We start from the raw sequence: 25185 nt of genomic DNA on the forward strand, positions 1-25185 counted from the left end.
GTCACTCCTTTCGTAACTTAATGGTTACTTTGGTTCCTTTACCAACCTCTGATTGAATAGACACTTCACTTTCTTTATCAAATAACTTGAGGCGATCGATTACATTGCGCATGCCAATACCTGTTGAATGACCTTTTCTATTCGTTTCCGTGTTTTCATCTGCTGTTAATAAACGACCAATCGTTTCCTGATTCATCCCTACTCCGTTATCGGTTATTTCAATCCAGACTTTTTCTTCCTTTTGATAAATGGCAAGGGTTATTTCTGCACCATCTGCCATTTCCTCAATACCATGCATGAAGGCATTCTCAATAATAGGCTGTAACGTCAGGCAAGGTATTGGGGTTTGTAAACATTCTTCCTCGATAGCTTGATCGAATGTCACCCTGTCACCGAACCTCGTTTTTTGTATGAAAAAGTATTCCTTCACGATCTCTACTTCATCTTTCAAATGGGTTTCTCTATCTAAACTACCGATGTTATAACGTAACAACGCCGAAACAGACGAGATTAAATCACTGGTTCGTTCTGCTCCCTCAATATACGATGTTTTGGAAATCGTATTTAATGTATTAAATAGAAAATGAGGATTAATTTGATTCTGCAAGCTCTTCAATTCCATTTCCTTTAACAATTGAGACATCCGGGCTTTTTCCTTCATTTCCCGAATCGCCTCGACGATATTCCATTTCATTTGATTAAACGTTTCTGTTAAAATTTTTAGTTCATCCTTTTGTGGCACAACGACATCTTCTACTGTATAATTTCCCTGCGAAATTTCCTTGGCAGCACCAGTTAGGCGTTCAATCGCCCTTGTAATGCCATTAGAGAACCATAAGGCAAACAAAATACTAAGGATGATCACTGAAATAAAAATAGCATTCCCCATATTTTTCGAATATTGAACCCGCTGGTCTTCCAGTTCTATTAAATTTTGATAAACAGTCAGTTCTGAATTAATTAATTCTAAGGTTTTCTCATGAATATAAGTTGCACTATTATCTGCTTCATTCAAATAATAGGAATATTGCTCAATATCATCTTGTGCTACACCTTCTGCAGTTAAATCGGTTAATTCTAAAAAGCTTGTTAATAAATGGATATAGTTTTTCTTATCTATACTTTCTTCAGCAGCTATCTCAAACCGCTCTTGTAATTCGTTTAATTGTTGTTTATCCTCCTCATAATATTGGAGGTTTTCATCTGTTGGCTCATGGACATAGATTTGCAGTGATTGATAGGTCTGATCTGTAATATTGGTTATTTCATTTAATAAAAAGTAATGATCAGAACGTTCATCATGTAATTCAACAATTCTTTGCGCACTTTGTTCACGAATGAAAAATAAAATAATCACTAATATCAGAATAGCAGCGAAGTATATGAGTAGTTTTGTTCTAATCCTAATCATCTATATCCTCTTTTCTAACTACAGATGCATTCGTATGGTAAACATCCTGTACTTCTTGATTATTCATCAAGTCCAGCATTAACTCCACACTGCGATTTCCCATTTCATATGGTTTTTGCCCAATTAATACATCCACTTTTCCCTCTTCCAAGAGTGCAATATTCGCTGGTAATACATCGAAGGCAATCATATATAGAGAATCTTCTACTCCCAACGATTCAGCAGCAGCAACCATACCAATCCCATCTAATGCACTTGTTCCATATAACGCGGTAATATCAGGATAATCACTTAACATATTATGCGTCTTCTCTTCCGCAACTACTCTCGTAATATTTGACTCTTCAACCGCAACAATATCAATACCTGGCTCTTGTTCGACAACATGTCTAAATCCTTCGACACGTAATTGATGATGAGCGTTTTCAAAACTACCTGTGATGATCCCTACAGTAGCTTCACCACCCGTGTCTTCAAGCAATGCCTTACCAGCTAGTTTTCCAGCTTCATAATTATCCGTTCCGAAATAAGTCGACCGTTTACTTTCCGGTGCATCAGTATCAATCGTTATAACTGGAATCCCCTGATCCACTGCTTGATTAATAACTGGTAAAAATTCATCATTCAACGCTTGTACGATAATGCCGTCCACTTTTGATTTCATCGCAATGTCGAGAAGCTTCAGTTGTTCTTCTGGATTGGAACGTCTCGGCCCCTCATACTCGATAAACACATCATATTTTTCCTCCATATCTTTTGCCCCTTCACCAACTAATCGCCAGTAATCATGATCCATTTCTTCTCCAATTAGAGCAAAATGATAGGTTGGCACCTGTTCTTTCGAAGTCGCATCCGTAATCTTGGATTGGAATGCTTTAGATTGTATATAAAAGTATATCGAAAAGCTTACCGCTATCACAAAGCATGAAATAAGGATAATATTCATTAACTTACTATTTCTCATGTCACCCTCCTGTGTTCCAATGATGATACGAATTATAATAGCACACCAAATCTGAAACGAAAACCAACTACATCTAAGTTTAGTCGTCCTAAATATGGGAATCGTACATTATGTAAGCACCATACTACGATTGGAGGTTAGATTCATGATTGATCAAAAGTACCAAAAACTACTCGATACTTTACACATTTGCATGACGAAATGTAACCATTGTTTTAATGCGTGCTTAAAACAAGAAAATGTCGACATGATGACGAAATGCATTCAACTTGATCGTGAATGTGCTGAGATTTGTAGCTATTTAGAGGGAGCTATCACAAGAAATTCCCCGTTTATTAAGCAATTAGCTGCTGTTTGTGCAGAAATTTGTCAAACATGTGGAGAGGAATGCAACAGACATCATCACGATCATTGCCAAAGATGTGCGGATGCTTGCTTCCATTGTGCAAAAGCTTGTAGAGAAGTTTCCTAACCTACCATTGAGAGGAGTGATACTATGCCTTGGGATACAAGCGATTATCCAAGTTCATTGAAAAACTTAGAAACTCCCATCAGGAAAAAAGCGATTGATATCGCCAACGCAATGATCGATGAAGGATATAAGGAAGGACAGGCTATTCCGATTGCAACCGAACAGGCAAAGGAATGGTATGAAAACGCGTCTGATAAAGAGATTCAACAAGCGAAACAAATGAGTGACGAAGAGCTTCGAAGTCGTGATCAAGATGCACAAAATAGTAGACCTGAACTATTGGAAAAAGGCGAGCACGTCATTCCGCATGAAAATGGCTGGGCTGTAAAAGTACAAGACGCCAAACAAGCTTCTTATGTTTTCGACAATAAACAGGAAGCTATCGAGAGAGCAAAGGAGATTGCCGCTAATAAAGGAACCGCTGCTATAATCCATAAAAAAGACGGTTCCATTCAAGAAAAAGTAACTTTCTCAGAATAATAGTTTAATCGTTTTAGTATCGGGTATCAGATTAATACAACTTAGAGAAAGGGGTGGATCATTCATGGCCAACAACCAAGGAAAAAGCGGTGAAGAAAGAACAAATAAAACCAACAAAGAATATGGCCGCCAAGGAAAATATGCAAAAGGCAATCAGAAAAATAGCGAAAATGATAATAATTAATAGAAGAAGGCTGACCAGAGATATCTCACACACTTTGGTCAGCCTTTTCCTTGATAGTTAATAATGAATGAACTTGAATAGTCGTAACTAGCGGACTTATTATTGCCAGCTCTCTTCCTTTATCAATCCCACTTGTTTACCACCAGGTACTTCTACAATCCGTTCATCAACGATTAACCAAACCGATTGAGCTGATGGGTTGTAGACAAACTGGCTATTTGCTGAGAAATGCAATCTCCTAAAAGCCATGATATAATCAATAATTTCCATATTGGTTGCATACCAGATATCTTCTTTACCTCCAATAAATTCGGAGAACTGTTCGATTAACTCCCAATTATCATCCTGATCAAATTCATAGCTATGTCCCCACACATAAAACATATATAAATATTGTTTTTTATGTAAGGAAACAAACTCTTTCGCCAGTTGTAAAAGATTTTGGTTATGATGACACGTCGGATTCCATTCGAGAAAATCATCTGGCATATTGAAGTTGCCTGTACTATTTACTGTTCTTGCATATTCAATCCCTAAATAGGGCAATACTTCTTTTATGAAAGAGTTATAAGAACCATTCGGATAGGATAGCCCTCTTACCGGGTAACCTGCTAGGTCTTCCAGCTTTTTTCGATCTTCCAGTATTTCTTCTATTAGCTGTTCTTTCGGAGAACGTTCAATAGTAGGGTGTGTGACTGTATGTGCTGAAACTTCATGTCCCTGATATAAGGACACTATTTCTTCTGCTGGTATTCTGTCTCCTTCTCCTAGTAAGCCCGAATTCAAGTGAAAAGACCCTTTAAGCCCATAAAGATTAAAGATATCGACTAAACGTCTATCCGCCGCTTTCCCATCATCATAGCTCATCGTTAATACTTTGAATTTCCCTTTTGGAAAAGTCATCACCACTTTTGGCATTTGAGTCATCTCCTTTTTAAACCGCTTCCATTTCTATTGTAACGTATGTTAACCTAAAGATCTGCTATTTAGACCCGATCGAAATGCGTATCTTTAAAACTACTAGAATACTTTAATCCATAGCCCACCATTCGATCCATCCCAATATGTGCTGTCCAGATTAAACTGATCGCCAATAACAAATCATGAAAAAGGAATCCGATAAATACACCAGCAAGCGAAAGAATATACGTATGAAAAAGGTTATAAATAACGGAACCGATCTTGTTATTAATTAGATATCCAAGCATCGCGAGATCTGGAGCTAATAACAATAGTATCAGCAATATCCAGCCAAATGAGAAATAAAAATATGCATAAAGACTTAATGCAAAAACTGCCGTTCCTTCTAAATGTAACAATAATTTATTCACAGGACACCGCCTTCTTTTTATCTTACAACCATTCTACTACAAATCATGATTAAGAATGATTAAAATTAAGTTAATTTTGCCTTATAATAGTACTAGGTCACTATTTTCTAAACAAAAGGGGAAAACAAATGAACTTTTCGCTATTACACAATCAGTATTCTGTTATTAAATTAGCACCACAAGAAAGCATTCCAACTCACCTAATGCAAACTGATGAGCTCGTTTCCGTCTCCTATACGAAAGAGGAATGTTCAATCGTTTGTAATAGTAACATAACGTTTGATGAGAGTATCGTTATCGATCGTGAAGATGGATGGCGTTGTTTAAAAATTGAGGGAGTGCTTGATTTTGCGCTTACAGGTATATTAGCCAACATAGCGACCACTCTTGCTAATCACGACATTAGCATTTTTGCTCTATCTACGTTCAATACAGATTATATTTTAATAAAGGAAGAAAAGCTGGAAAAGGCAACAGCAGTGCTAACTGAGGCTGGACATCACGTGAGTAATTAATTGATTGATAAAAGCATGGCTTGTCTATTAATGGTAAAAATATATAACCCATGCATATATAACCGGGAAACCTGTCTAGAAAAATGATAAGTTTTCCCGGTAAAAATATCATTACCGGGAAATCCATCCAATAGAATGAGAGGTATTGCTGGTAATAACGATTTATGAATTCGGCTAGTTGCTTGAAACCGATAAATGTATGCACTTTATACTTTGCGAGCTAACCAAAAAGAAGAAGAGGTGCTAGCCCCTTCTTCTTAACAAGCTATATTTTTTTATAACTCTTTCCCGTTAGTATTAATCACATTTTGATACCAGTAGAATGATTTCTTTCTACTTCGCTCTAGCGTTCCTTTTCCTTCATCATCTTTGTCTACATAAATAAAACCATAACGCTTAGACATTTCACCCGTAGATGCACTCACTAAATCAATGCAACCCCAAGCGGTATAGCCCATTAAATCAACACCATCCTCTATTGCTTCTCCCATAGCGACAATGTGATCACGCAAATATTCAATGCGGTGATCATCACGGATAGAGCCGTCTTCTTCTACTACGTCTTTTGCACCAAGTCCGTTTTCAACGACAAAAAGTGGTACACGATAACGATCATATAATTGATTTAAAGCGATTCTCAAACCAGTTGGGTCGATCTCCCAACCCCAGTCACTTGCTTTTAAGAAAGGATTTCTTACACCAGACATAATATTACCATCCGCTTGTTCTTCACCCGTTTTTTGTTTCTTTTCTGTACGGGACATATAGTAGCTGAAACCAATATAATCAACGGTATGTTCTTTCATTAGTTCTAAATCGCCTTCTTTGATATCTAGCTCGATATTATGTTCTTTGAAGTAGCGAGTCATAAACGCAGGGTATTCACCACGGACTTGCACATCTGCACAATAATAGTTAAACAGACGCTCTTCCTCTAGCGCATGCATAACATTTTCCGGATTAGCATCATATGGATAAACTGGTGCATATAAAATCATGCAACCAATTTGGGCGTCTGGTATTATCTCATGACAAGCTTTTACCGCTAAACTGCTTGCAACAAACTGGTGGTGAAATGCTTGGAATGTTGGCGTATATTTATCCTCTTCCTTTTGGATCGAGAAACCAAGCCCCATAATTGGCATGATGAGTCCACTGTTAATCTCGTTAAATGTCATCCAGTATTTCACTTTGTTTTGATAACGCTCCAAAATCGTTTTGGCATAACGCTCAAAGAAAGTCACCACTTCTCGACTTCGCCAACCACCATAATTCTTGACTAAATTAACCGGCATTTCATAATGAGATATAGTCACGACCGGTTCAATATTGTGTTTATGCAGTTCATCAAACACCCGATCATAAAAGGCTAGTCCTTCCTCGTTCGGTACTGTCTCATCACCGTTAGGAAAAATTCTTGTCCAAGCGATTGACATTCGAAATACTTTAAAGCCCATTTCTGCAAACAGCGCAATATCTTCCTTGTAACGATGGTAAAAATCAATAGCCTCATGATTCGGATACGTATATTTCTCCGTATTTACTTCAAAGTTAAAACCAGGTTCTTTTAAAATATTTAGCCGGCCTTTTCCACCTGGTAAAACATCTGCTATATTTAAGCCTTTATTTCCTTCATGAAAGCCACCTTCAATTTGGTTAGCTGCAGTAGCTCCACCCCACAGAAAACTTTCTGGGAATTGATACGTTTTTGTTGGCATGACGTAACCTCCTGTTATCCAATTCTATTTGCATTATAGTTTGGATTATAAGCAAGGTAAATATGATTCCATCTTTCTGTTGTATATAACAACTTTCGTGACATGTTTCACTAATGTAACAACCTGTAACACTTTCTATGATTATGCTAAAATAAGGGAAAGACTATTTATGAAGAAGGGATTCTACCTCCATGTTTACCCATGAAATAATTGCTTCCTTTAATGAATTGGAATTAACGTTGTATAACTATATATCCAAAAACAGTGAAAAAGTAGCTTATATGAGAATTCGTGAATTAGCGGATGAAACACATGTATCAACAGCAACGATTTTACGCTTCTGTCGTAAAATACATTGTGATGGCTTTTCTGAGTTTAAGGTGAAACTAAAAATGCACTTAGAAGAAAATAAACGGACAGTTATTAAAAGTTCTCAGCATTCCATTACAGAATTCTTCGAACGGACACTAACCGGTGATCTAGAGAAACAGATGGATAAAGCAGCCAAATTAATAACAAAAGCTGACAGTGTGATTTTCACCGGGATCGGCAGCTCCGGTATTCTAGCAGAATATGGAGCTAGATATTTTTCTAGCATGGGGAAATTTTCAGTCTATATCAAAGATCCTCATTATCCGATTCATGCTAAATTTCGCTATAACAGTGTAACCATTGTACTCTCGGTGTCGGGAGAAAACCCTTTTACCGTAACTCAAGTTAATCAGCTCAAACAGGAAGGCAGTCAGATTATTAGCATAACGAATCATAAATTATCTACAATAGCAAAGATATCAGATGTAAACCTTGCGTATTATGTTACAGAAGAATGGTTCCAAGATTCCAATGTCACCACACAAGTGCCTGTTGTTTATATTTTGGAATCTATGGCACGGAGAATAAAGAAGCCATAAGGACAATGTCTTTTCCAAAGTAAATAGTCAGCAAAGTCAGCCCTAATAACACAAGAGTTTCTACTGTACCACCGGTTTTTGTTGTGAATGGAAATCTTACAGTAATGTTTACTGGATAAAGTAATTTTATTCCTTGCTTTGTCATAGAATCTAATAGGAAGTGGCTGATCATTCCAATAATGACACCTATAATGAATGATCTATTACTAGTTATTAGTGATAATACAAATCCAACTAACAGTAAAAATAATAGACTATGCGTAAAAGTACGATGACCAAATAACGTATTAATCAATTTAGACAGGAGTGGAAATTTTCGGCCAATTTTACTTCCTCCATGACATATGTCTGGTATTAATCCCCCTATAGCTCCTGCAAATATAAACCATGCAGGATCATAATCTGTAAAAGTGGCCATCACAGTAGTTGCTGCGATCCCACCCATAATATGTGTTTTTCCTGTCATAATATTATATCTCCTTTTCGTGTTGCGGATAAAATTATGTAATGAAGGCATTTATCATACCATATCGATTCTGTTCTATCAAGAATATATGTTCGCTATTCGTTTAAAATCTTTAGTAGTTTAATCATTTTAGGGAGGATAGTCATGACATTCATTGTATTTTTTCTGGCAGCTATCATAGTAATTTTCGCTGCCATTCAATTAAATAAATATGGAGACGTCATTAATCAAAAATCAACATTAAGTGGGGCCATGATAGGGACCTTTCTAATTGGTGGAGCAACAAGTTTGCCTGAATTAACAACTAGTTTAACTGCAGTCTATATTGACAATCCCGATATTGCCGTTGGAAATATGTTAGGTAGCAATGTGTTTAACATTTTGATTTTAATGGTATTTGATCTTATTTACCGAAAAAAACGAGTATTTAATAGAGTAGAACAAAGCACACATCTCCCGGTTGCAAAAGCCGGATTTGTAATGACCGCCTTATTAGTCATTGCCATTCTTTGGGACAACTCTCCTAGCTTTTTTCATATTGGTTTCGAGATGTATCTACTGATTATTCTTTATTTATTTGTTGTGAAGAAACTCGATCATGAGGAAGAAGATATTGAAGTAACATCTGATTTAACATTAAAACAAGGAGTCATTCGTTTTATCTTAGCTGCGATTACCGTCTTTCTTGCTGGTAGTACTTTAACTATTTCCGGCGACGAAATTGCTGATCAAACAGGAATGAACTCCAGTTTTGTCGGAAGCTTCTTAATTGCTGCGGCAACCTCTTTACCTGAATTAGTCACTGTACTTGCAGCATTTCAGATGGCTAAATACTCTCTTGCTATTGGTGCTATTTTAGGTAGTAACCTATATAATCTGCAACTACTGGTGATTACAGACATCTTCCATCAGAAAGGTGCGATTTTAAATATGACAAGCCTATCAAATGTAATGACAGCTTTACTTGGACTGATGATGATCTTCTTAACTATCTATGCATTACAGCGACCAATAGTCAAAAATGTAATCATCTATGCATTACCATCATTAACAACTATTGTTCTATATTTTATCGCTACCTACATCATGTTTTAATCTGTCCTACTTTTATACATCTCGATCCATTCATCCACTGTTATTTTGGTGGATAGTTCACCAAGCAACTCGAAAGGAACTTTTTTAGGATTTGTAAATCGAATACAGCTTTTACCCATATTTAATTTAGTAGACATGTGATTAGGATATTCCTGGTGAAACCAGTCAAGCAATTCCTCATCAGCATAGATGCCCATATGATAGACAGCCAGATGTTTCTTTTGTGCTGCAATACTTATAAAAGGGAGTGGTGTACCTTCCTGGACATGGTATCCTTTAGGAAATGTTGCCAACGGAACAACGAATGAAGGCATGCCATATTGCATTTCAAGTGCAAAACCATCTGGAATATTCTCATCAATCACATGATAAAGTCTAGTAAACGGTTCGTGCCATTTTTCTTCTTTATCTTCTAAATATGTTTGAATGATAGTTTCCGACATCAATACTCCTCCTCATTTTTCTTTCTATTATAGCACAGACCCAATATGCTTCTTCTATTATTCGTTGTAGAAAAAACATAGCGAAGGCCGACCGTTTCGACTCCTAAGGGATTAGCATGATCTGAAGATCCACTTTTGCAGGAGTATATACTCCTGCAAAAGTTAGCTGAAGAGCATGCCCCTTGGAAAGCGAAACGGTCAGCCGTAGCGGGTTGACTTACACTAGCTAGCTTTCAAAATGGCAACTCCATCTGTAAAAGTTGTGATATCGATGGTTATATACTTTCTTTCCATAAATAAAAGGATAGGCTTAAACCTACCCTTTTTGTTTATTCTCCGTTCGTTACTTCTGGACTTTCTGTTTTTGATTTAGCTAAACTATCCTTGATTTTGGATTCGTTAGTGGATGCGACATTATCTAACATCCCTTTTAAGTCAACACCAGATACATCTTTTAATGTTTCTGGTAATTGGCTCATTAATTTAGTTACATAATTACTCATTCGCGTTGCACCGTCGCCATCGCCTTTTCCATTATCAACAACTGTTACCTTGTCAATAGAACGAACAGGTTCAGCAATTTTACCAGCAAATTCAGGAAGCATGTTGATAATCATTTCGAGGATCGCTGCCTCGCCATATTTCTCCATTGCTTCGGCAATTTTTTCTTTCGCTTCTGCCTCTGCTAAACCTTTTTGACGGATAGCATCTGCTTCGGCTTCCCCGTCCAGGCGTATTTGTTCAGCTTCTGCTTCGGCATTTTTTACGCGAGCAACTTTGTCTGCTTCTGCTTTTTGTTCAGCCGCATAACGCTCTGCCTCTGCCTTTTTGGAGATTTCCGCTTCATATTGACGTTGCTTACGAAGTACTTCTTTTTCGTCAATTTCAATTTGTTTATTTTTCTCAACCAATTGGATTTGCATTTCTTCTTGTTTAACTTGTTGTTCTGATTTTGCTCCTTGTAATTTATAAGCCATATCCGCTTCTGCTTTAGCCGTGTCTTGATCACGCTTATAAGCTGCTACTTTGAGTTCTTTCTCTTTTGTGGATTCGGCAATTTGCGTTTCACTTAATAGCTCTGCACTTTGACTTTCGCGTTCTGCTGAAGCTTTTTGAATACGAGCATCTCTCATTGCATTTGCTTCAGCAATTTGGGCGTCTCTTTTTACTTCCGCAATACGCGGCTTTCCTAGTGCTTCCAAATAACCATTTTCGTCTTGCACATCTTTAATGGTGAACGATACAATTTGCAGCCCCATTTTCTTTAAATCAACAGCCGCTTGCGTTTGTACCTCTTGTGCAAAACGTTCTCGGTTTTTGTAGATTTCCTCTACAGTCATCGTTCCTAAAATTGCTCGCAAATGACCTTCCAATACTTCTTGCGCTTCTTTGCGAAGTTCGGAATCGTCTTTCCCTAGGAATTGCTCCCCTGCTGTTGCAATTCCTTCTGTGGTACTTTGCACTTTGATAATCGCAGTTCCATCCGCCATTACTGGTACACCATTCTCGGTGTAAACATTCGGTGTAGAGATATCTAAACTATGAGAACGTAAGCTAATGTTTTCTTTCTGCTGGAAAACCGGCAAGATAAAGGCACCGCCACCACGGACGATCTTAATGCCTCCTCCATCATCTGTTCTGTGTACGTTCTTGCTCCCTAAAAAACTACCTGTCACGATCATAGCATCATCTGCGCCTACTGTTTTATAGCGAGCTGCAAATAGAATCGCAAATGCTAGGATAACTGCAACGACGACACCTATAACAATCAAAAAGTCCATACTTAGCCTCCTAATTAAAGTTCATCTAGTTCTGAAACATATAAAATCTGATCTTCAACCTTTACAACAACAACTTGTTGTCCTTGCTTAATAATCGTTTGGTCAAAGCTTTTGGCAGTTTCATTGCGACTACCGCTTGTAGAGGAAATGAATACTTCTCCCATACCTTGAGCAGGAATGGTAGTAATTACCTCACCAACTTTCCCTTCTAGATCATGAATGGATATAGAAGTAGAGGACTCAGCATTCGACATCGGAATCACAAGGAAATAGTAAATAAGTATATATGCTCCTATTCCTATTAATATACTAATAAGTAAGACATAAATATCGTTTAAAGAAGAATATTTAGTCAGTAAAACACCTGCTCCTCCAATAACAGATAAAGTACCAAAGACTAGTAATGGATTGAAAAAGTCTCCTAAACTATCAAATACACTATCTAAGATTCCATCCAAAACATTACCTAATAACAAAGAAAGAATCGCAACTGCCAAACTCCCCCATAGTATCCACCAATAAATATCTAGTACTCCAATATGTACACCTCCTGATGATATTTCTTATTAATATATACGAATCAAAAGGAAAAAAGTTCCCAATTTTTCGCACAAAAGTAAATAACAACATAGTTATGTAGCTTTATTACTTTTTATCAGATATAACTTCTTATTGATTTTAAACTTCAAGCTGTTCACTAGCTTGTTCAGATCGTTGACCTTTAGTAAACGTAATAAAAGCAAACATAAAAAGAGATAACCCTGCAAGTACTAACGAAACGATCATTGTTGGAAATTGATCCATAATACTACCTGTTACCAGTGGAAGAACAATGCCTCCAACTCCCCCAGCTGCTATCAATATACTAGTATTTCGTTCGGTACTTCCCTGAAGCATTTGGTTAGCATATACAAGGGCAATGCCAAATATCCCAGCCATCATTAACCCGAGCAAGACAATGAAGACATAGCCTAGCCACAAGCTGGAAATAAAACCTAGACTCGCAACAAAAACGACTGTTCCTAAACAACAAACCATTAAATACCGAGCATAGTTCATTTTTTCTGCTAAGTAACCAGCTCCCAATCGTCCTGCAACCATCGCTCCCCAAAAGATTGTGACGGCTAGCGTTGCCGCAAAAGTTTCTGTGTTTAATTTACTTATAAGAATAGAGGGTAGAAAGTTCATAATACTGACTTCTGTTCCGACATAAATAAGGAAAAACAGAATAAATCCAATAAACAGGAGATATTTCCCTCCTAAAAATGTCGTTGATTCTGTCTGCTTATCTTCTTCTTGCTCGATCGATTTTGTCATCAACTTATCATCCAGTGACCCAAAGGAAACCTTCATCCATATCACACAAATAATAAGCGCATACAAACCCAACACTAAAAAGGAATAACGCCATAACTCTGTCGACGCTAACCAACCGGATATAATCGGCATAATCAATGAGCCTATCCCAAAGAAAACTTCTAATCTACTAAACGCCACTGCTGGTTTATCTTTAATCGCATCAATAATAAGCGATCCTACCAATGGCTCGATAATCCCAAATCCTAACCCACAAAATACAGCGATGATCAACCACCATGTCCATGGTATTAGTGATACGAATGCCATTTGTGCCAGTCCAATCGATAGAATCGCGAATATGACAGCACGTCTTCGGCCTAAAAATTTTGATATATAAGACGAGCAAATAACCCCTGCCAGAAAACCAACTGATTGACAGGCTATTAAAATACCACCATCTGTATAATTCCGGTTATAATAGTCCAAAATTTCCGTTAGCAAAGAACCTATAATAATATGTGTTAGTCCTATTAACAAATAGGTAAAGCAAGCAATCCATAGTAACCGCTTCATAGTATCCCCCAAAGTAACAGATTTGTTCATCCTAGTTGGTTTTGTCGATTATTTTGGTTTATTCAACAAATCTTCACCCTCCCTTGTTGAATCGAAGCCTTTCTTTACTTAGAACAAAGAGTTCACGTGGAGATATCACGCGAACTCTATTATTTAACTAGTTCGATTCGCCTTCTTGTAAAACTTGATTCATGCTTTTAATGATTCCAAAATGCATACCCTCATGATAAATGATAAAGCTTACACAATCTCCAACCGTTAAAAATTTTGCACCTGTTGAAGTGGTATACACTTCCGGAATAGCCTCATCTAAACTTTTTGCTTGCAATGAAGCAAGCCTTTCCAACTGACCCTCCAATAAAGTAATTAACTCTGTTGTTTCCGGTGCTTCCATTGTCCATTGTTTTGGTGAAGTACCAGGGCTAAATAATTCTGGGAAATTTATCGGAAACTTCGCATTTTCGCCAGTCAATCGAAAAACAATGTTTTCAAAAGCAACATAGAGATGACCCAAGTTCCATTTAATATGATTATTAAATCCTTTAGGCATGACCTCTAACCGTCTTTCTTCCAACTGTTTAACATAATCAATGGTACTTTTTCTTGCAAATTGCAACTGTTTCAAAAGCTCATCCATCCAATTCATCACCTTTCTTACGTTTTTTATGATGTAACGGTTTTGTCCTTCACCGTAACAGCCGTGCAAAGTATCCAGGAAGCATAGCAATCTACCAAAAAGCCAGTCACCTTACAATATATAGAAAAACAAGAATTATATTCAACCCCATTCTATAGGATATATGCCGAAATATCCACATCAACATTACACACTGGCTAATGTTGTTCTCTTTCTATTAGAGTTTCGCATACTTTTCATTAATAGCAGCTTTTATTTTATCGCCTTCGAACAGGGGACGGCATGTGCCACCTTCATTATCGGACCATTGCCATTTTTGAAATATTTCACCCCAAAATGATGATTATGATATAATGGAGAACAAACGTTTCTGTTATGAGGGTTCGGTGAATCAATGTTAGTCAAGAAAGCATATTAGTTTCGCATCTATCCAAATAAAGAGCAAAATACTATTATTACAAAGCATAATGAAGGGGTTTTATTCGTATGATCACATTTGAAAATGTTACCAAGCAATTTACTGATGGTACGACTGCTGTAGACAACATGAGCTTCTCTATTGAGAAAGGGGAATTTTTTGTACTGATTGGACCGAGCGGCTGTGGAAAAACCACTACGCTTAAAATGATGAATCGTCTTATTCCACTTTCCACTGGAACCATTTTAATTGATAATAAAAGAATCAGTGATTACAACATCCATGAACTAAGGTGGAATATTGGTTATGTTTTGCAGCAAATTGCACTTTTTCCACACATGACCATCGAAGAAAATATTGCAATTGTTCCAGAAATGAAAAAATGGGACAGGGATGACGTTAAAAAACGTACAAATGAATTATTACAAATGGTCGGCCTTGACCCTGATACATATCGCGACCGTCAGCCACATGAACTTTCAGGTGGCGAGCAACAGCGAGTGGGAGTTATTCGCGCCTTAGCGGCAGATCCAGATATTATCCTAATGGATGAACCATTTAGTGCATTAGATCCAATCAGCAGAGAAAAATTGCAAGAAGATATCATCGATTTACAACAAAAAATCAATAAAACGATTGTATTTGTTACCCATGATATCCAAGAAGCACTTAAGCTTGCAGACAGAATCTGCATCATGAAAGAAGGGAAAATCGTGCAGCTTGGTAGTCCAAAAGAAATCCTGACTAATCCTGTCAATGATTTTGTCCGTGACTTTATAGGTTCTACTAACAGCATTAGTTCCACTTTTCATTTAAACGATATGATGCAACCTGCAAGTGATGGAAAACCGGCTATGACAATTGACGCCTCCGCTTCCCTTGAAGAAGTTTTAGATATGTTATCCAAGGAAGAAACCATTTACGTTACATCAAAGGGGAAAACAGTTGGACAAGTAAATCGACAAACATTGGTACAATACTTATCCTCCTCTTTAAAAGAAGGGCGGGGAGAATATGTCTGATTTCTATGACGTGTTTCAAAGTAGACAAGGCCAATTATGGCAAGCATTATTGGAACATATCCAAATCTCGTTCATTGCCTTATTGTTCGCTGTATTCATTTCAATTCCTATCGGTATCTACTTGACCAAAAAGGAAAAAATTGCAGAAGCTATCATTGGAACTACCGCCGTTTTACAAACCATACCTTCCTTAGCTTTACTAGGCCTTTTCATCCCTTTATTCGGAATCGGCAAAGTACCGGCAATCATCGCATTAATCATTTATGCGTTGTTACCAATCTTGCGCAACACGTATACAGGTATTAAAGAAGTAGATAGTTCCTTAATCGAAGCTGCAACAGCAATGGGAATGAATCCATCAAAAAGACTGATGAAAGTAGAACTCCCCCTCGCAATGCCAGTCATTATGGCTGGGATCAGAACAGCCATGGTCTTAATCGTCGGTACAGCGACACTTGCTGCTTTAATAGGAGCAGGTGGTTTAGGAGATATCATTTTGCTAGGAATCGATCGCAATAACACATCACTTATTATCTTAGGTGCAATACCTGCTGCACTTTTAGCCATTGTTTTTGACTTTTTATTAAGGAAGATGGAGAAATTTTCTTTCAAACAATCCATCGTGACGATCATTCTAATTATCATCATCTCTTTACTATTTATCATTGTGCCGAATGTAATGAAAAATAATCAAGATACCATTGTCATTGGTGGAAAGCTAGGGGCTGAACCGGAAATATTAATTAATATATACAAAATATTAATTAAAGAAGAAACAGATCTGCAGGTGGAATTAGAACCCGGACTAGGCAAGACTTCCTTTTTGTTTGACGCATTGCAATCAGGAAGCATTGATATTTATCCGGAATTTACGGGAACAGCATTATCGCAATTTTTAAATGAGACAGCCTCAAGTAATGATGCAGAAGAGGTATATCATCAAGCACGTGATGGATTATTAGAAAAGGATGACCTAAAATTCTTACAGCCTATGCAATATAACAATACATACACATTAGCAGTACCAGAGGAATTTGCCGAACAACATCATTTAGAGACTATTTCTGATTTGCAAGGACTAGAAAATGAGGTGCAGGCAGGGTTTACGCTCGAGTTCTCTGATCGAGAAGATGGCTATTTAGGAATTCAGGAACTCTATGGAATAAACTTCCCTAACGTTACCACGATGGAACCTCAACTTCGATATGCAGCGATCGAAGAAGGTGATGTCAATCTAATTGATGCTTATTCTACGGACAGTGAATTAAGGAGATACCAATTACAAGTGTTGGAGGATGACAAAGGGCTTTTTCCACCTTATCAAGGGGCACCACTACTAAGACAAGAAACACTGGATCGTTATCCTGAACTAGAGGAAATACTTAACCAACTCGCGGGGAAAATTACCGATGATCAAATGCGTGAAATGAACTACCAAGTAGCCGTCGAAGGAAAGAGTGCATATGAAGTAGCAAAATCTTACTTAGAAGAAGAAGGGTTATAATCATGTTACAATTGGTGGAAATAGTTGTGAAAGGTGATTGTTATGAAAAAAGTATTAGATCACATTGGGATTGCAGTTAGAGATCTGGAAGGCAGTATCGATTTTTATATACATGTCTTAGGTGGAGAATTGGTTGATCGCTATCGTAGTGAAGCCACTGGTGTTGAGAGTGAAATTGCGATCATCGATATCGAGGGTGCTCGTACAGAATTATTGATGCCAACCAATAATACAACCTCTCCTATTGCTCGTTTCATTAAGCAGAAAGGAAAAGGTGTTCACCATATCGCATATCGCGTGGATAACTTAGATATAGCAATTGAGAATTTAAAGAAAGAAGACATTCGCGTGATGGAGCACACTAGACGAGTCAACAAACACGGCAGACGATTAATTTACTTAAACCCTGCTGATACAGAAGGAACTATTATCGAATATTGTGATTATCCTTAAACAAGGATATTACATATCTCCTAGTCCCAACATTTATGTTCCGTTCGTTACTAGAATAATGATAAAGTGAGACTATGATCAGTGGGGGTTTTGATCTCCACTGATTAATAGTGGATGTTAGCGTCTGTTATCCCCCACTTAGACTTGAAACTTGAAGTGAAGGTTTTTACAGACGGTTAGCACAGTGATTAAAATATTGAACAAATACTAAATGGACATGACATGTGTCTTGATAGAAGGCGAGAACGCATCATATGAATATAAAATGGAGTCACAAAAAAATTGAAGAGGCCAGTGGTAAAATTTCCTTCAAAAAAGGACTTTCCTTTTATCGTTCGAATAAAGTATATCTTGAGACTTTCACTGCTCATCGTTGCGAGGCAATCGTAGCCGGAAAAGAAAATTTCCATGTCACAGTTGAACAGGATGAAAGTGGCCGTATAAGTACAACATGTAGCTGTCCTACATTAGCTTCTGTCAAAAATGACTGTCAGCATGTAGCGGCTGTTTTACTGGCGATATCTGAACATTCACCAAGAGAATCACGCTCTTCGTCTAGTTCAGAAATTTCAGAAGGACTAATGACTCTATTAGAAAATCGCCGAGTCCGTCCTAGTGCCCAACAGCCACGATTTGAAAGCCGCCAAGTACTTCCATTAGCTTTCACATGCAAACTTATTACCAATAATCAGGGACAATTCCTGTTTGGAATAGAAATTGAAGTTGGTACTACTAAAGTTACCAATATCCGCGCCTTTCTGAAGCAGGTGAAAGAACACGGTAACTATCAGCTAACTAGTTCATTCACTTACAATCCAGAATTGCATTGTTTTTCAACTGATACAGACGACATTATCCAACAACTGATTCAAGTGATGAATGACGAAACAGCATATGGTTATGATCGGTTAATAGATAAATTTGCATATAACATAGATCAGCTATTAGTTATTCCACCATCTCCCTGGCAACGACTTGTGCCCTTACTCACTAAAGCACCAGTTGTAAAGTTAGCAAATGGGGAGAAAAGGATAGACAAACTCTACTTTTCTGATCATGTCACCTTGCCATTATCGATTTCCTTTACTAAAACTGACAATCAAGATTCTCTACTCACCGTTAAAGGACGAGATCAGCTCGTTATGTTAAATGCTTATCAAGCGCTACTGTTTGATGACCATTTCATACAGATAAAGGCGGAGGATTTTCACTACCTTTCTGAACTTATTCAGATACTAGATACTTCTAAAACCAATCAAATCCGGATTCCGCCAAAACAAACAGAATTTTTCATAGAAAAAGGACTACCTATATTGAAAAGATTAGGTCAAGTCCACTTACATGGTGCTGTCACCAATCAACTGAAGCAGAATCCTTTAATTACAAAGTTATACTTGGATCGAGTGAGAAATCGACTGCTTGCTGGGGTGGAGTTTCATTATGGAAATATTTTGATCAATCCATTGGATGATGAACAAATCGAAACAGCATCGATTTTGATAAGAGATGAGGAAAAGGAAAATGCCATACTGCAAATGATGGATGACAGTCAGTTCGCCAAGACAGATAGTGGATACTTCTTGCATAACGAAGCTCTAGAATATGACTTTTTATACCATATGCTCCCGAAGATACAAAAAATAGCACAAGTATATGCTACAACTGCTGTGCGAAACAGGATATTCAAAGAGAATCCGCGACCAAAGATTAAAGTAAAGATCCAAAAGGAACGAACCAACTGGTTGGAATTCAAATTTGAAATGGATGGCATCCCTGACCAAGAGATACGCGACATATTATCGGCTTTGGAGGAAAAGCAAAAGTACTATCGTTTGCGGGACGGATCCTTATTGTCATTGGAAACAAGAGAGTTTGAAGAGCTGCAACGTTTTTTAAGGAGTGCTGCTCCAAGTCAGGACAAAGACGACTTGGTAAGTGGACTACATGTACCAGTCATTAAGGGAATGCAGCTACTAGACTCCACTGATGATCAGGTGTTCACATTTGAACAATCGTTTCGGCAGTTCCTGCACAATATCGAAAATCCTGATAATCAGTCATTTACATTGCCAAATAGTTTAGAGCCAATATTACGAGATTATCAGACACTCGGCTACAAATGGCTAAAGACACTTGCTAGTCACGGATTTGGTGGAATTCTTGCAGATGATATGGGACTTGGCAAAACATTACAAAGTATCACATTTATTTTGTCTGAGCTTCCTACTATCCGTAAGAAGAAACTCCCTACTCTGATTGTTTGTCCATCTTCCTTAGTGTATAACTGGCAAAGTGAGATCAGGAAATTCGCACCAGACATTCAAGTGGCTATTGTTGATGGAAATAGAACGAAGCGGGCCAAGAGACAAACAAGTGCATTGGAAATGGACGTTGTCATTACTTCCTATCAGTTGTTACGAATGGATATAGACTGGTATAAGAAACAAACCTTTCACACTGTCTTCTTTGATGAGGCACAAGCCTTTAAAAACCCCGTTACACAAACAGCACAGGCAGTAAAGAAGATACAGGCTGATAATCGTTTCGCCCTAACTGGTACACCGGTAGAGAATAATCAGGAGGAACTATGGTCGATTTTCCATGTCGTCTTTCCAGAACTATTTCAAGGATTGAAGGAGTATAGTAATCTCACGAGAACACAGATTGCTCGGAGGAGCAGACCCTTTTTACTTCGCAGGGTAAAAGAAGATGTCCTCTCCGAGCTGCCAGAAAAAATCGAATCAAGGGAATCTGTTGAACTGCTACCAGATCAAAAAAAGCTTTATGCCGCCTATTTGGCAAAGCTTCGTCACGATACATTAAAGCATCTAGACAAAGACACATTACGGAAAAATCGGATCAAAATCCTTGCTGGCCTGACACGGTTACGACAAATCTGTTGTCATCCTGCCTTGTTTGTAGATGGGTACAAAGGGAGTTCTGCTAAATTTGAACAGCTAAAACAGATTCTAGAGGAATCCAGGCTAGCTGGAAGAAGAGTATTGATTTTCTCACAGTTCACGAAAATGCTTGAATTGATAGGTAGAGATCTAGCCATTCAGGGAAAGTCCTTTTTGTATTTGGATGGACAAACTCCGTCAGAAGAACGTGTTGAACGATGTAATCAGTTCAATGCTGGTGAATGCGATTTGTTTCTCATTTCAATGAAAGCAGGCGGAACAGGTCTTAATCTGACTGGTGCTGATACGGTCATTTTATATGACACTTGGTGGAACCCTGCTGTGGAAGAACAAGCGGCTGACCGTGCCCATCGTATCGGTCAAACGAGTGCCGTACAGGTCATCAAGCTTGTTGCCCGTGGCACAATCGAAGAGAAAATGAATGATTTGCAAGAACAAAAAAGATCCCTTATAGAAGAGATCATTGATTCGAAGGAAAAAGCATCTTCCACATTAACGGAAGAAGATATTCGTGAAATATTGTCATTGTAGCGAGAATAGGGTTGAGGGGACATAGTGTTTGTCCCTCTCCATTCTAGTTACTTTTCACCTTTCGTTGATAGTCCCCATATAATAAGAGAGCTAGAATACTAAGAAAAATGACCATCATAAGCGATATGATCCATAAATGATTTACTTGTATCGTCCAGCCTGCTACCATAATTGAAACCGAAATAATAGGAGCAAAGATATAATAAGGCTTGGCTTCATAAAACCAGCCATAAGGGAAAAAGTGTGCACCTGTTATAATTGCAAAAAAGACTACCATTTGTTCAGGACTTTGGATAAATGCCCAGATAATCATCGGAAAATAGATAAGTTGCGCAAGGTTCAAAAACAATCCAAGCATTCCTAATGGATTATCAGCTAACTTCCAATCCGCTTTGATCAAAGCAGAAACAGCAAGTGCAAGCGGAAAAAGACAGGCAGGCAGAAATAATAAGATCACATTCTTCGTCTCCAGCGGTAGCGCTAACAAGTAAACAATCGTTATAGCAGACCAGATAATCGTTGCCGCAATAATAAAAGCAATCCCATTTTTCCCTTTAACAGAAGCATCTTGCTTCAATTCAAGTATATTCAATTTACTAACCTCCACCATTTTAGACTTAAACGTGGTGTATAAAAATCTCGTTGATTATCATTATTCTAACACGTAAAGAAGTCTCACTCCCTTAATCCTTCCAGCAAATGCTTCAGAACAACCATTGCTTCTTCTATTACCTCTTTTTGATCCAGTCGATTAGCTATCCATAACACCGCTTCATTCATTGCTCCTGATAAGCAATGTGTCATCGCCTCAATCGAAACCGGCTTTAGTAATCCTTGTTCCTGCATCAACTGTAATTGTTCTTTCAAAGAACTCATCGAGTATTTTTCGTCCATTTTCCGAAACATATCCCAGCCTAAAACGGCCGGTCCATCTATCAAAAGGATGCGTTGATTGTGGGATTGCACTGCCCCTTCCAAAAAAGCTCGACAACCACGGATTAGCTGCCCCCAGCTGTCATTAGCTCTTGCCGCTTCTGCTTCTACATGTTCCCCAACTTCCTTTTGAACAGTTTCAAAAACAGCAAGAAAAAGTCCTTTTTTATTTTGAAAATGGTGGTATAGTGCCCCTCGAGTTAAATTCGCTTCTTTAACTATCTCTTCCAACGCTGCTTTTGCATAGCCATACTCTGTAAAGTGATATCGGGCAATTTTGATCAAGTTGTCTATCGTCTGTTCCGTTTCTAATTTGGTTCTTCTCATGCTGTTCCGCTCCTTACTCTACTTTTCGCAATAACTCTAGCGCATGCTCATGTTCTAATTTTATCAGAGTTCTCAACCCATTTTTAATTATTTTTCGATTCACATGATGATTGGCTTTCATCAGCTGATCCAACCATACTAAAACTTGTTCCGGAGATTCCTTCGTTAAATCATTCAGATGATTGGCTACTGATTTTTGCACATAAGGAGAAGTATCATGAAGCAAGCTTTCAAGCAAAGATAAATTGTTTTCAAGATCATTCTTCAGTGGCGGTATCTTTTTAGCCCATGGCAGTCTTGGACGTGTTCCTTCACTCACTAACCGCCTCACATGTGGGTTCGGATCTGTTATCCAATCTTGTAGATAGGTCATAGAAGAATTGATATCTGCTATTAGATATGGACGGATCGCATATTCAGCTGTATGTCGTTTTGTTATTTCATACATCGCATGGAAGGAATGATCAAAATACTCCAGCCCATACTTTTCAACAAAATAGGCTACCGGCATTAAGAAATATCCGTTGGTAAACATTCCTTTTTCTGTTTTATTTTCTGGTCCAATAATCTTTAGTAAGATAGCTATAGCTTGCGGATAGTCTGATGGGAGATTTTGTTTCAACGCATCCGCGAATACCTCCACTCTATCTTTCAACTCTTTATTCGCTACCTCTTTGGTTACTAACTCTATAAAGGCATTTTGGTCAAAGCCAAGATAAAACGGGTGAATTAATTCCGTTAAACGAAGGGCCAATTCCCGATCAAAGTAATATTTTAAAGGGACATAATTGCCCATTACACTTCATCCTTCCATACTTCTTCTCTATATTGATCTTGAAACGATTCATCAAGTGGAATGACAGTGATCACATCAATTAAAACACCATTTGGATCACTTGTAATAAAATGTCTTTGCCCAAATGCCTCATCACGTAATGTAAGGTGTAAAGGAAGTCGATGTTCTTTGATCAGTTTCTGATACACTTGATCCACATCGACCACCTCAAAATTAAGGATCAAACCTTGTACGGACTTACCAAACGAAGATGGGACTGTTTCATGGCTAGCTTGAAGGATTGCCAATTCAGCACCCGTCTCCTCCTGTTTCAAACTCATGTACCAATCAGCTTCAAACACGACAGAGAAACCAAAAAAATTTTGATAAAATCCCCCTGTTTCCTTTACCTTTTCTGTCATCAACACCGGATAAAAACTGCTTAATTTCATGATTCTCACTCCTCTTTTAATTTTGAATTTATTTTAACATACAAACAGTACGTATGTTAAATAATATGTTATACTGTTTATAATTGTTAGTGATAAAGGAGAATGATGGATGTATGAATGCTTTTACTGATTTGCTTCAACTCGATGCCTTAGGGCAAAAGACGTTGCTCGATCAAAATGAATTATCTGTCCTAGAATTAACTGATTTTTATATCGATCGAATTGAAACATATAATCCAACTTTGAATGCGGTAGTCACAAAAAGTTTTGAGCTAGGACGGGAGCAAGCAAAAAAAATGACAACAACGAAAGGTAAGGTTAAAGGACTTCCTTTTTTAATAAAAGATTTAAATGCGGTAAAAGGAATTAGACAAACTAGCGGATCGCGAATGTTAAAGGATTTTATCGCTCCAGACAATGATGTGAACGTTGATCGTTTTGAACATGCTGGACTTATTTTTCTAGGAAAAACAAATACACCTGAATTGGGTTTTCTACCTACGACAGAACCTCTATTATTTGGAGCAACCAAAAACCCGTGGGATTTAGAGCGCTCACCTGGAGGATCAAGCGGTGGTTCTGCAGCAGCTGTTGCAGCTGGATTAATTCCTTTTGCACATGCTAATGATGGTGGTGGATCGATTCGAATTCCTGCTTCTGCCTGTGGATTGTTTGGTTTTAAGCCAAGTCGCGGAAGAATGCCTTATCCTGCTTATATGAATCATTTTTCTATCAATCACGCTCTTACTCGTTCTGTTAGAGATAGCGCAGCATTATTAGATATTCTAAATGGTGCTGGAGATCATCAACTATATCCAGCTTTTGCTCCACAGGGCAACTTTTTAGAACATGTCCATGATACACCAAGAAAACTGAAGATTGCTGTTCAATATCAAACAGATGAGACGATTGATTTTGATATGGAAACTAGAAAAAACATGGAGAACACCGTACAACTTATGAAGGAGTTGGGGCATGAAGTAGTCGAGGAAATGCCAGTAATCGATTTCCCAGAACTAGCCAAACATTTTATTAAAATTTGGATGGGGAGTGGGTCTACTATTATTAAGCATACTGGATTAATGGTCGGCCATGAACCTTCTTACCAAAACCTAGAACCTTTAACCTATGACATTTTAAAATATGGCCAAGACTTATCAGCGTTAGAATATGAGGAATCCCGAGTATACATCCAAAAGGAAGCCCAAAAAATCTTAGCTTTTTTCCAAGACGTAGATGTATGGATGACGCCGACTATGAATCAATTGCCAACAAAACTTGGAAAAGATACAGATCCAGCAAAAGATGGATTTCAACAAATGATGGATAACATGTTAGACTACAACCCATTTATGCCAATCGCCAATGCAACAGGACAACCAGCAATGAGTGTCCCAACCCATTGGACAAATGATGGACTACCCGTTGGCACGCACTTCTTTGGCAGACTTGGTGAAGATCAGTTATTGCTCCAGCTTGCTTCCCAGATTGAACAAGAAAAACCATGGTTTCACAACTATCAAAATATTAGTGATAACGTATTAGGAGGGAGGTGACCACCTCCCCTAA

25 protein-coding genes are annotated in these 25185 nt (G+C 37.9%); 10 read left to right on the forward strand and 15 right to left on the reverse strand.

Translation table 11 applies throughout. The features are described 5' to 3' along the window. Position 1: 1 nt before the first annotated feature. Together D569_RS0109580 and D569_RS0109585 are read right to left on the reverse strand one after the other, a co-directional pair. Positions 2-1411 carry a sensor histidine kinase gene (locus tag D569_RS0109580; protein ID WP_018932200.1) on the reverse strand — a complete coding sequence of 470 codons (1410 nt, stop codon included), beginning with the start codon at positions 1409-1411 and terminating at the stop codon, positions 2-4. Next, positions 1404-2375, reverse strand: a complete 972-nt coding sequence (locus D569_RS0109585; protein WP_018932201.1) for a sugar-binding protein — start codon at positions 2373-2375, stop codon at positions 1404-1406. Before D569_RS0109585 ends, D569_RS0109580 begins: the two co-directional genes overlap by 8 nt. A 145-nt stretch (positions 2376-2520) precedes the next feature. On the opposite strand from D569_RS0109585, the gene D569_RS0109590 reads away from it, so the two are divergent. Together D569_RS0109590 and D569_RS0109595 are read left to right on the forward strand one after the other, a co-directional pair. After that, positions 2521-2847, forward strand: coding sequence for a four-helix bundle copper-binding protein (locus D569_RS0109590; RefSeq protein ID WP_018932202.1), 327 nt, complete (start codon positions 2521-2523; stop codon positions 2845-2847). 24 nt (positions 2848-2871) lie between these two features. Further along, positions 2872-3327, forward strand: coding sequence for a DUF2188 domain-containing protein (locus D569_RS0109595; RefSeq protein ID WP_018932203.1), 456 nt, complete (start codon positions 2872-2874; stop codon positions 3325-3327). Positions 3328-3610: 283 nt separating this feature from the next. Here D569_RS0109595 and D569_RS0109605 read toward each other — a convergent pair whose 3' ends face one another. Continuing rightward, the gene (locus D569_RS0109605) at positions 3611-4429 is read right to left on the reverse strand and encodes a polysaccharide deacetylase family protein (RefSeq protein WP_018932205.1); all 819 of its coding nucleotides are present in this window, start codon (positions 4427-4429) and stop codon (positions 3611-3613) included. Positions 4430-4497: 68 nt separating this feature from the next. Next, on the reverse strand, positions 4498-4842 hold the full coding sequence (locus tag D569_RS0109610) for a DUF4260 domain-containing protein (RefSeq protein ID WP_018932206.1): 345 nt from the start codon (positions 4840-4842) through the stop codon (positions 4498-4500). Between the two features lie 128 nt (positions 4843-4970). Between D569_RS0109610 and D569_RS0109615 the strand changes: the two genes are divergently transcribed. Next, positions 4971-5357, forward strand: coding sequence for an ACT domain-containing protein (locus tag D569_RS0109615; protein WP_018932207.1), 387 nt, complete (start codon positions 4971-4973; stop codon positions 5355-5357). A 275-nt stretch (positions 5358-5632) separates the two neighbouring features. Here the strand turns inward: D569_RS0109615 and D569_RS0109620 are convergent, their stop codons facing one another. Further along, complete coding sequence (locus tag D569_RS0109620) at positions 5633-7075, reverse strand: glycoside hydrolase family 1 protein (RefSeq protein WP_018932208.1); 1443 nt, start codon at positions 7073-7075, stop codon at positions 5633-5635. Positions 7076-7266: 191 nt separating this feature from the next. Here D569_RS0109620 and D569_RS0109625 point away from each other — a divergent pair, with 191 nt between their 5' ends. Beyond that, the gene (locus D569_RS0109625) at positions 7267-7986 is read left to right on the forward strand and encodes a MurR/RpiR family transcriptional regulator (protein ID WP_018932209.1); all 720 of its coding nucleotides are present in this window, start codon (positions 7267-7269) and stop codon (positions 7984-7986) included. Here D569_RS0109625 and D569_RS0109630 read toward each other — a convergent pair. Continuing rightward, a complete protein-coding gene (locus D569_RS0109630; RefSeq protein ID WP_018932210.1) occupies positions 7958-8452 on the reverse strand; it encodes a metal-dependent hydrolase in 495 nt (164 codons plus the stop codon). The two genes, D569_RS0109625 and D569_RS0109630, sit on opposite strands and share 29 nt — an antisense overlap. Positions 8453-8596: 144 nt before the next feature. Here D569_RS0109630 and D569_RS0109635 point away from each other — a divergent pair, with 144 nt between their 5' ends. Beyond that, positions 8597-9547 (forward strand): sodium:calcium antiporter, encoded by a 951-nt coding sequence (locus D569_RS0109635; RefSeq protein ID WP_018932211.1) that lies wholly within the window; start codon positions 8597-8599, stop codon positions 9545-9547. On the opposite strand, the gene D569_RS0109640 is transcribed toward D569_RS0109635, so the two are convergent. The 5 genes from D569_RS0109640 to D569_RS0109660 form a co-directional block, all read right to left on the reverse strand. Continuing rightward, the gene (locus D569_RS0109640) at positions 9544-9990 is read right to left on the reverse strand and encodes a DUF1801 domain-containing protein (protein ID WP_018932212.1); all 447 of its coding nucleotides are present in this window, start codon (positions 9988-9990) and stop codon (positions 9544-9546) included. The genes D569_RS0109635 and D569_RS0109640 overlap by 4 nt on opposite strands. A gap of 329 nt (positions 9991-10319) precedes the next feature. Continuing rightward, positions 10320-11771, reverse strand: a complete 1452-nt coding sequence (locus tag D569_RS0109645) for a flotillin lipid rafts scaffold protein FloT (protein ID WP_018932213.1) — start codon at positions 11769-11771, stop codon at positions 10320-10322. Between the two features lie 14 nt (positions 11772-11785). Beyond that, positions 11786-12331, reverse strand: coding sequence for an NfeD family membrane protein (locus D569_RS0109650; RefSeq protein WP_083939023.1), 546 nt, complete (start codon positions 12329-12331; stop codon positions 11786-11788). A gap of 118 nt (positions 12332-12449) precedes the next feature. Further along, positions 12450-13643, reverse strand: coding sequence for an MFS transporter (locus D569_RS0109655; RefSeq protein ID WP_018932215.1), 1194 nt, complete (start codon positions 13641-13643; stop codon positions 12450-12452). A 157-nt stretch (positions 13644-13800) separates the two neighbouring features. Continuing rightward, the gene (locus D569_RS0109660; protein ID WP_018932216.1) at positions 13801-14280 is read right to left on the reverse strand and encodes a DinB family protein; all 480 of its coding nucleotides are present in this window, start codon (positions 14278-14280) and stop codon (positions 13801-13803) included. Between the two features lie 486 nt (positions 14281-14766). Between D569_RS0109660 and D569_RS0109665 the strand changes: the two genes are divergently transcribed. The 4 genes from D569_RS0109665 to D569_RS0109680 all read left to right on the forward strand — a co-directional run bounded on the left by D569_RS0109665 (position 14767) and on the right by D569_RS0109680 (position 21129). Then, positions 14767-15720, forward strand: coding sequence for an ABC transporter ATP-binding protein (locus D569_RS0109665; protein WP_018932217.1), 954 nt, complete (start codon positions 14767-14769; stop codon positions 15718-15720). Beyond that, positions 15713-17224: an osmoprotectant update ABC transporter permease/substrate-binding subunit OpuFB gene (gene opuFB, locus D569_RS0109670; protein WP_018932218.1), complete on the forward strand. Its 1512-nt coding sequence runs from the start codon at positions 15713-15715 to the stop codon at positions 17222-17224. Before D569_RS0109665 ends, opuFB begins: the two co-directional genes overlap by 8 nt. Positions 17225-17266: 42 nt before the next feature. After that, the gene (locus tag D569_RS0109675; RefSeq protein WP_018932219.1) at positions 17267-17677 is read left to right on the forward strand and encodes a VOC family protein; all 411 of its coding nucleotides are present in this window, start codon (positions 17267-17269) and stop codon (positions 17675-17677) included. Positions 17678-17931: 254 nt separating this feature from the next. Next, positions 17932-21129: a DEAD/DEAH box helicase gene (locus tag D569_RS0109680; RefSeq protein ID WP_018932220.1), complete on the forward strand. Its 3198-nt coding sequence runs from the start codon at positions 17932-17934 to the stop codon at positions 21127-21129. A 43-nt stretch (positions 21130-21172) separates the two neighbouring features. On the opposite strand, the gene D569_RS0109685 is transcribed toward D569_RS0109680, so the two are convergent. The 4 genes from D569_RS0109685 to D569_RS0109700 form a co-directional block, all read right to left on the reverse strand. Further along, positions 21173-21721 carry a DUF7010 family protein gene (locus D569_RS0109685; RefSeq protein ID WP_018932221.1) on the reverse strand — a complete coding sequence of 183 codons (549 nt, stop codon included), beginning with the start codon at positions 21719-21721 and terminating at the stop codon, positions 21173-21175. Between the two features lie 83 nt (positions 21722-21804). Further along, a complete protein-coding gene (locus D569_RS0109690) occupies positions 21805-22389 on the reverse strand; it encodes a TetR/AcrR family transcriptional regulator (protein WP_018932222.1) in 585 nt (194 codons plus the stop codon). A gap of 13 nt (positions 22390-22402) precedes the next feature. Next, positions 22403-23185, reverse strand: a complete 783-nt coding sequence (locus D569_RS0109695; RefSeq protein ID WP_018932223.1) for a DNA alkylation repair protein — start codon at positions 23183-23185, stop codon at positions 22403-22405. After that, positions 23185-23616 (reverse strand): VOC family protein, encoded by a 432-nt coding sequence (locus D569_RS0109700; RefSeq protein WP_018932224.1) that lies wholly within the window; start codon positions 23614-23616, stop codon positions 23185-23187. Before D569_RS0109700 ends, D569_RS0109695 begins: the two co-directional genes overlap by 1 nt. 113 nt (positions 23617-23729) lie before the next feature. Between D569_RS0109700 and D569_RS0109705 the strand changes: the two genes are divergently transcribed. Further along, complete coding sequence (locus D569_RS0109705) at positions 23730-25172, forward strand: amidase (RefSeq protein ID WP_018932225.1); 1443 nt, start codon at positions 23730-23732, stop codon at positions 25170-25172. Positions 25173-25185: the final 13 nt, after the last annotated feature.

The organism is Gracilibacillus lacisalsi DSM 19029 (genome assembly GCF_000377765.1).
Classification (GTDB): domain Bacteria; phylum Bacillota; class Bacilli; order Bacillales; family Amphibacillaceae; genus Gracilibacillus; species Gracilibacillus lacisalsi.